The 7,385-nt window shown below is 67.5% G+C and carries 7 protein-coding genes; 4 read left to right on the top strand and 3 right to left on the bottom strand.

Annotation, left to right across the window (positions count from 1 at the left end):
- On the top strand, positions 1-348 hold a 348-nt coding region (locus ACFYZB_RS46555; RefSeq protein ID WP_388768213.1), incomplete at its 5' end, for an SsgA family sporulation/cell division regulator.
- A 41-nt stretch (positions 349-389) separates the two neighbouring features.
- A complete protein-coding gene (locus ACFYZB_RS46550) occupies positions 390-719 on the top strand; it encodes an NIPSNAP family protein (RefSeq protein ID WP_388768211.1) in 330 nt (109 codons plus the stop codon).
- 131 nt (positions 720-850) lie between these two features.
- On the opposite strand, the gene ACFYZB_RS46545 is transcribed toward ACFYZB_RS46550, so the two are convergent.
- Positions 851-1,114 carry a SpoIIE family protein phosphatase gene (locus ACFYZB_RS46545; RefSeq protein ID WP_388768209.1) on the bottom strand — a complete coding sequence of 88 codons (264 nt, stop codon included), beginning with the start codon at positions 1,112-1,114 and terminating at the stop codon, positions 851-853.
- Positions 1,115-1,429: 315 nt separating this feature from the next.
- On the opposite strand from ACFYZB_RS46545, the gene ACFYZB_RS46540 reads away from it, so the two are divergent.
- Complete coding sequence (locus ACFYZB_RS46540) at positions 1,430-2,173, top strand: alpha/beta hydrolase (protein WP_388768208.1); 744 nt, start codon at positions 1,430-1,432, stop codon at positions 2,171-2,173.
- Between the two features lie 679 nt (positions 2,174-2,852).
- On the opposite strand, the gene ACFYZB_RS46535 is transcribed toward ACFYZB_RS46540, so the two are convergent.
- A complete protein-coding gene (locus ACFYZB_RS46535; RefSeq protein ID WP_388768206.1) occupies positions 2,853-4,361 on the bottom strand; it encodes an MFS transporter in 1,509 nt (502 codons plus the stop codon).
- Positions 4,362-4,765: 404 nt separating this feature from the next.
- Positions 4,766-5,419, bottom strand: a complete 654-nt coding sequence (locus tag ACFYZB_RS46530; protein ID WP_388768204.1) for a TetR/AcrR family transcriptional regulator — start codon at positions 5,417-5,419, stop codon at positions 4,766-4,768.
- 242 nt (positions 5,420-5,661) lie between these two features.
- Between ACFYZB_RS46530 and ACFYZB_RS46525 the strand changes: the two genes are divergently transcribed.
- A partial coding sequence (locus ACFYZB_RS46525) for a cytochrome P450 (protein ID WP_388768202.1) occupies positions 5,662-7,385 on the top strand: 1,724 nt, incomplete at its 3' end.

The raw sequence follows: 7,385 nt of genomic DNA, 5'->3' as shown, positions 1-7,385 counted from the left end.
TTGTGCATGCGGCTGCGGTACGAGCCTGCTGATCCCTATGTCGTCCGTGCCGCCTTTTTCGTCCACAGCGACGAGCCGGTCGAATGGGTCCTGGGACGTGACCTTCTGGCCGACGGTCTGGAGGGTTCCGCAGGTTACGCGGACGTCCGGATCTGGTCGGCCGCCGACCGCGGTGACCCCACGATGTACATCGCTCTCCGGTCTCGCGCGGGCACCGCCCTCGTCGAGGTCCCCCTCCACGACGTCAAGACCTTCCTGGAGCGCACGGAAGCCCTGGTGCCACGAGGCACCGAGTCGGAGCGCATCGACTGGGACGCCGAACTGGCATACCTGCTCTCGCAAAGCTGACCACTGATCATCATGCTCAGACAGAAAAGGATCGACTGTTCATGTCCCAGTACCAGCTTCGTGTCTACACGCTGTGCAGCCGCAAGGCGCTCGTCGCCTACGCGAACATCTGGTCCCAGCACATTCCCGGCATGTCGAAGCACCGGATCACCACGCACGGTGTCTGGACGGTGCCCGCGGCTCCCGGCAGTGAGACGCCCCAGCTGTACGCCCTCGTCTCCTACCGGGACGGCGACGACGTGCAGGAGCGGCTACTGGCGTATCTGGCCAGCCCGGAATTCCGCGCCGACATGGAGGGCTTCGACCTCAGCCAGATCGTCGGCGTCACCGAGACCGCACTGACGCCCACCGCCGACTCACCCTTGCGCTGAGGGTTCTCGCGCGACCGGATGCTTCGGCCATGGCGGCCGGCGTCCAACAGGTCTCATCACGGGAGCAGTTCACTCGGCACCGGACATGAGGTGCGGCCGGTGCAGATGACGCGAGGGGGTGCGTGGGGTGATCAGGAAAGCGTCGTCGTCGGTGAGTCGCCCTGCGGTGTATTCGAGCAGGTCGTGGTGAATGTGGTGCAGTAGCGCGCCGGGGCTTGAGGCGGGGAAGAAGGCGACCCGTTGGCGAGCGTGTAGAAGGCTCCAGCGGGTGAGCGGGCTTCGATCACGCCGTCGGTGTAGAGCAGCACCATGTCACCAGGTTCCAAGGTGAACGGGTCGGTGCTGTCCTTGCGGACGCAGAGGGCGCTGGCTTTGTTCACGAGAACCGACAGCACCTGTACACGAGATTGGGAGGCGTCGCCGGCACGTCGTGTTCGATGTCCATGAGAAGCGACAGCGCCCCCAGCGCGCGCCCCGCCGTCGCAGGGCCACACATCGGGAAGCAACGACGAAGCCCCACGGAGCCCGCGCAACAACCCGTTTGGCGGACCACGGCGACCACTGCTACGTTTCCGAAGGCCGTGCAAGAGAACGAGGAGGTGGTACCCGTGAACGCAGTATCGACATGGGTGCTCCCCTCCGGGGTCACGGTCGGACGATAGGTCGTCGTCCGGGAGCGCCATCTCTGAGCAATCCCGGAAGGCACGACCATGCATTTCACTTCTGAGCAGCGTCTCGACGACGACGTCGTCGAGCGCGAGTTCACCCTCGGCGAGCTCCCCGGCATCCTGTGGACGCCCGCGTCCGTCTCCGCGTCCGCACCGGCGCCGCTGATCTTGATCTGCCCCCCGCCGCTCGGACTGGGCAAGATGTACCCCCGGCTGGCGGGGCGGGCCCGGTACTACGCGGCGGAGTACGGCTTCGCCTCGGCCACCATCGAGCTCCCCGGGAGCGGTGACCGTCCCCGTTGGGCCGCCGCCGACCAGGCCCGCGCCGACCTGCGCCGGGTGATGGAGGCCGGCGAGCCGGTCAGCGGCGAGATCATCGACGCCCTGATCCTCCCGCTGGTCGAGAAGGCCGTCCCGGAATGGCAGGCAGCGCTCGACGGCCTCCTTGGGCTGCCCGAGATCGGCGGCCCGGTCGGATATGAGGGGGGAATCATCTCCATCGGCGTCCGCCTGGCGGTGGTCGAGCCGCGCATCGCGGCCGCCGGTCTCTTCGCCGGAAGTCTCGTGCCCGCCGCCATCTTCGAGGAGGCCCGGCAGGTCACCATCCCGCTGCACGTCCTGCTGCAGTGGGACGACGAGGGGAACCCCCGGCAGGCAGCCCTGGACCTGTTCGACGCGTTCGGCTCCAAGGAGAAGACCCTGCACGCCAACATGGGCGGGCACACCGGCGTTCCGCACTACGAGCTCGACGCCGGGGCCCGGTTCTTCGCCCGGCACCTGAAGTAAGGCCGGGCCAGCAGGCCGACGCCGGACGGTAGGCGGTGTCGGCCAGGACGGTGCTCGTCGAGGACAGACCCCACCTCTCCTCGGCTCCCCACGGGTCCCTGCCGGCTCGGCAGGGGCCTGCACTGCCTGAAGCCATGAACTGTTCGACTTCGGCAGAGCTTCGAGTGCTGCCCAATCTCGTGTACAGGTGCTGTCGGTTCTCGTGAACAAAGCCAGTCGTGACCGGCCAAGAGCAAGCTCGTCGGCGTGGGGCGCTGAGGTGGGGTGAACGTGGACGACGGCGCTGCGGCGGTCGAGTTCCTCCCAGAGCGGCTCGAACCGGGGTCACCGAGGTAGTGGGCATGATGGTTGGTTCCACCACCAACCCGCCCGCACCGACGACGTCGAGCGCGTGGGCGGCCTCTGCGAGCGAGCCCTCGACGTCCGGCAGGGGCAGGGAGGCGGAGAGACCGAACCGCTTCGGGTCCTCCCTGCGGACCCCGGCGCCGAACTCATTGAACTCACTTGCGAGGGCGCGGACCTTCTTGCGGTCCCCGAAGTACACGCCAGGCGAGGAGATCGACAGGTAGGACCTGTCGATCCCTGGGCACGGCATCATGCCGAGATGATCTGCGACGCTCCACGCGGGCCAGCCGGGCATCCCGTCGGGATGCTTGATACCGTCGGCGCTTTCTGCCCCCTACATGTGCACGACAGGTGCTGCGTTCTCGTTCTGCTGGGGCACACCCTGGCGGTAGAGCAGGGCGGTGACGACCAGGCCGGTGACGAAGACGGCCGCCGACCACCAGTAGGCCGTGGAATAGCCCGCGAGGCCGGCCTGCGCCAGGACGCCGGGGTTCTTGGGATTGCGGCCGGAGAGGTAGCCGGTGGCTGCGTCGGATGCCATCGTGCTGAGCAAGGCGATACCGATGGACCCGCCTATCTGCTGGAGGGTGTTGACTGCGGCCGAGGCAACGCCGGCATCGGCGGCCGCCACGCCGGAGGTCGCCAGGCTCATGGCGGGCGCGATGACCGTGCCCAGCCCGATGCCGACGAGCACCAGCTGGGGCAGTACCTGCGTCACGTACCCACTGTTGAGGTCCAGCGTGGTCATCCAGACGAGCCCGGCGGCCGCAATAGCCATGCCCAGCGGCACCACCAGCCTCGGCCCTATGCGCTGTACCAGGACATTGTTGGCCACGGCGGAGGCGGACGACGAGGCCACGATCAGGGGCAGGAAGGCGAAGCCGGTGTTCAGGGCGCTGTAGCCGAGGCTCTGCTGCAGGTAGTAGGTCAGGAACAGGAACACGCCGAACATGCCCGCGCCGGTGACGAAGAGGGCGGCGAAGGAGGCGCCGCGGTTACGGTCCAGCAGGACCCGCAGGGGCAGCAGCGCATGCGCCGCCCTGCCCTGCCACCAGGCGAAGACGGAAACCAGTACGGCGCCGACCGCCAGCATGCCCCGGGTCGCGGCCGAACCCCAGCCGTTTGTCTCGCCGTTCGAGAATCCGTAGACCAGGCAGAACAGTCCGATGGAGGCCAGCAGAGTGCCGGGGACGTCGAGCTTGGAGGACGTGTCGCGCGGGGTGCGGTGCAGCAGGGCCGCTCCACCGACGAACGCCACCCCTGCGAAGATCACGTTGACGTACATGGTCCAGCGCCAGTCCAGGTACTGGGTCAGCACCCCGCCGAGGATCAGACCGATGGCTCCGCCGGCACCGGCAACTGAACCTGCGACGGTGAAGGCCTTCGCCCGTTCACGCGGATCGGTGAAGGTGGTCATCAGGACCGACAGGGCGGACGGGGCCAGCAGGGCGGCGAACAGCCCCTGCACGGCACGCGCGATGACGAGCATGGCGAAACCGTTCGCCGCGCCTGCGACCATGGAAGCGGCCGCGAAGCCGGCCAGCCCCACCAGGAACGTCACCTTCTGACCAGCCAGGTCGGTGACCCGGCCGCCGAGGAGCAGCAGGCTGCCGAAGGCGAGCGAGTAGGCGGTGACCACCCACTGCCGAGAGGCGTCGGAGAAGCCCAGGTCGTGCTGGGCGGACGGCAGGGCGATGTTCACGATGGTGCCGTCGAGGACGCCCATCAGCATGGACAGCGAAACGACAAGCAGAATCCACCAGCGCCGCTGATGCGAGCGATTGGGCACATTCTCAGGTGCGGTCTCGGCGCCGCAAGCTGCGGCGGTGGCGTTCTGGGACATGGGGGCAGCCCTCCGGACAGCGGTGGGGGATGGCGTAAGAGAGAAAAACGGATGGAGTGATCCGGTACGGCTCATGCGGTACGGGGCGCCACTTTGCGCTCACGGGCGGGAGCACTCGGTGGCGTAGCCGCCTCGGTGAACGGATGACACGGGTGATTCAGCTCGACGAGGCCGACGGTCTCCCCCCTCAGGGGGGAGACCAGGAACCAGCCGACATCCATGGTCATTTCACGGTTCAGCGTCGGCATACGGCTGCCGTACAGAGGCTGGATGTGGAACCACCCCGCCGGGCGGTCTCACCCGATGTGACGGGGTGGCTCCCATGTGTCGCAGCCTGATATCGCCCGACTGCGGGCGCGCCCCGGGTGCCAGCGCCTGGGGCGCAGCGTCTCAGGCGGACTGGCTCAATGGCCGGCGTGCCGGCCGTCACGACCGGCGGTGAGGCGGCCTTCCAGGCCCGTGATCAGCGTGTCCATCACGAGACGGAACATGTGGTCCTGGTCAGGGCCTTCAGGGGCCGCACTCGTAGAGCCAGGCTCTGCGTCCGCGGCCCCGTCTTCGTCGACTTCAGGGCCGTGGGACTTGAGGGTCGACCACTGGTGGAGAGCGCCGTTCAGTTCTGCGGCGAGGACACCGATGACGACGGCGACCATCAGCGCCGCGATCTCCGAGACCTCTGACTGCGGCACACCGGCAGCCTCCACGATCGCGGTGAGCGCGGTCCAGAACGGGTCGTCGGGCTGGATGAAGTCGGGCTGATGGCTGAACGAGTAGGCCATCAGTTCGGGGTGACGGTGCGCCAGGGTCCGGAAGTCAGTTGCGAGCAGGCGGATGCGCTCCTGCCAGGGAGCGTCCTCCAGCGTCACGGTGCGGAACCGGGCGCCGACCATTCTCGTGACGCCGCGCAGCACCGCTTCCTTGTTCGGCACGTGGTGGTACAGCGACATCGGGTTCGCGTCGAGTTCGGTGGCGAGTTTGCGCATGGTGAGCGCCTCGACCCCGTCCTCGTCGATGAGCCGCAGGGCGGCGGCGTAGATCCCGGCCTCCGTCAGAGGCACGTCTCTCTTCCTCGTTCCCCGCGGGGGACGTCTCACCTTCTTTTCCATACCCTGTACGGTACCAGTTCCGTACATCGTACGGAAATGAGCTTCCTCACAGCGGCCACCTGCCCGCCCGGGTTGCACTCCGCTTTCCGTACCGCGTATGGTTTTAATGCCATACGACGTATGGTTCTGTCGTGCAGCGCGGCATCGACCGGCGCCCTTGCCCTTCCCCCTCTCTCCGTACAAAGGAGCAAGCCATGAGCACGAACACCGCGAACGACCTTCGCCCCATCCGGTCCCCACGCGGGATCCCCCTCCTCGGCAACACACCGCAGATCCCCGACACCAATCCGGTGGAGTACTTCGGTGAGCTGTCCAAGCAGTTCCCCGAGGGCATCTACGGCATGGACATCGCCGGCATCGAGCAGGTCTTCGTCTACGACCCGGACCTGGTGGCCGAGGTCAGCGACGAAACACGGTTCTTCAAGCAGATCGACAAGACGCCGCTGCACCACATCCGGGACTTCGCCGGCGCCGGCCTGTTCACCGCCCACCAGCACGAAGAGGAATGGGGCAGAGCACACCGGATCCTGCTGCCGGCCTTCAGCCAGCGGGCCATGAGGAACTACTTCGGGCAGATGCTGGAGATCGCCCAGAACCTGGCGGGCAAGTGGGAGCGCCGGGAGGGTCAGCCGGTCAACATCACCGACGACTACACCCGCCTGACGCTGGACACCATCGCCCTGTCGGGGTTCGGCTACCGGTTCGACTCCTTCGACAAGGAGGAGCTGCACCCGTTCCTCAACGCGATGCTGGGCGCGCTGACCGAGTCGATGCGGCGCTCTCAGGAGCTGCCGATGATGACCAAGCTGCGCAGGGCCGATGCCAAGAAGTACGGCGAGAACATCCAGGTGATGCGCGAGCTGGTCGAGAGCGTGATCAAGGAGCGCCAGGAGGGCAAGGGCAGCGCTGAGGACGACCTGCTGGGCCTGATGCTTGAGGCCACCGACCCGGAGACCGGCAAGCGGCTGGACGTCGACAACGTGCGTGACCAGGTGCTGACGTTCCTGATCGCCGGTCACGAGACCACCAGTGGTCTGCTGTCGTTCGCCACGTACTCGCTGATGCGCAACCCGCACGTGCTGGCCCAGGCGTATGCCGAGGTGGACCGGCTGATGCCAGGTGACACGGTCCCGGACTACGACACGATCATGCAGCTGGACGTCATCCCGCGGATCCTGGAGGAGACCCTGCGGCTGTGGGCTCCCATCCCGATGATCGCCAAGGCGCCCATCGACGACACCGTCATCGGCGGCCGCTACGAGCTGAAGAAGGGCACACGGGTCAGCATCCTTGAAGGCCCGCTGCACACCCACCCCAAGGCGTGGGAGCGGCCGGACGAGTTCGACATCGACCGGTGGCTGCCGGAGAACCGGGTCCGGCAGCACCCGCACGCCTACAAGCCGTTCGGCAACGGCGTGCGTGCCTGCATCGGCCGCCAGTTCGCGCTCACCGAGGCCCGCCTGGCCCTGACACTGGTGCTGCAGAAGTTCAAGTTCTCGGACACCAGCGACTACGCGATGGACGTGCGGGAGGCGCTGACGCGCAAGCCCGGCAACTTCGAGCTGATCGTCCGCCGTCGTCAGGAGCACGAGCGGACCGTCTTCGGCGCCGCGGACCTGCAGACCGACGACACCCAGGCCCAGGCAGCGGTCAGCGGTGTGGGTGTGAACCTGACGGTGGCGTACGGCTCCAGCCTGGGTTCGTGCGAGGACCTGGCGCGCACCATCGCCGACCGCGGCGAGCGCTCCGGGTTCGGCACCACGCTGGTGAGCCTGGACGAGCTGGGTGACAACCTGCCCACCGAGGGCCTGCTCGCCGTGGTGGCCGCCAGCTACAACGGCAAGGCTCCCGACAACGCCCAGCGCTTCGACGACCTGCTCGCCGCCGGACTGCCCGAGGGCTCGCTGGCGAACGTGCG

The sequence above is a fragment of the Streptomyces sp. NPDC001852 genome (assembly GCF_042891825.1).
Classification (GTDB): domain Bacteria; phylum Actinomycetota; class Actinomycetes; order Streptomycetales; family Streptomycetaceae; genus Streptomyces.
The sequence above is the reverse complement of the archived record's forward strand: the minus strand, read 5'-3'. Positions and strand labels throughout refer to the sequence as shown.

Excerpts from the sequence above, each read along its gene's own strand:
- ACFYZB_RS46535 (WP_388768206.1), bottom strand. The coding sequence starts at position 4,361 with ATGTCCCAGAACGCCACCGCCGCAGCTTGCGGCGCCGAGACCGCACCT.
- ACFYZB_RS46550 (WP_388768211.1), top strand. The coding sequence starts at position 390 with ATGTCCCAGTACCAGCTTCGTGTCTACACGCTGTGCAGCCGCAAGGCG.
- ACFYZB_RS46540 (WP_388768208.1), top strand. The coding sequence starts at position 1,430 with ATGCATTTCACTTCTGAGCAGCGTCTCGACGACGACGTCGTCGAGCGC.